Source organism: Ferviditalea candida, assembly GCF_035282765.1.
GTDB lineage: Bacteria > Bacillota > Bacilli > Paenibacillales > KCTC-25726 > Ferviditalea > Ferviditalea candida.
This window is the reverse complement of sequence record NZ_JAYJLD010000127.1, coordinates 1-446: the sequence shown is the minus strand read 5'-3', so window position 1 is coordinate 446 and position 446 is coordinate 1. Positions and strand designations below refer to the sequence as shown.

The 446-nt window shown below is 45.7% G+C and carries 1 protein-coding gene; it reads right to left on the bottom strand.

The window, feature by feature from the left end; all coding sequences use genetic code 11:
• Positions 1-446, bottom strand: a 446-nt coding sequence (locus tag VF724_RS21375) for a putative sulfate/molybdate transporter (RefSeq protein WP_371756250.1), incomplete at both ends; no start/stop codon positions are given.

Genomic DNA, 446 nt, shown 5'->3' with positions numbered 1-446 from the left:
ATAAGATAACCATACGGAAGGAGGCTGCAAATAAGTCCGACAAGCAAAGCGATAAACCAATCTGATTTGGCGTTGGATATATCCCGCACCAACCCCATTAAAGCAAGCGACTCGAATAATAAAAGCACGCCTAAAATAGGTTTGGGGAACACCTGTACAATCTGACCGAAGCCTGAACTGAAAAAGAGTCCCAGCAACAGATACATCGAACCATAGATAATCACCGATCCACCTGTTCGTGCACCAAAAGCATAATGTCCCGCCATTCCCCCCGATCCATGACAAGTTGGAATTCCGCTGAAAAACGGATTAACAAGATTCATCAAGGAATAGGTGAAGCTGATTTTACGAACGCTGAGTGAGCGATCGGGAAACAAATCTTGTACAATTTGTTTCGTCCCCAGTACCGAATTGCCAAGTGAAAGCGGAACCTGCGGCAACGCGAG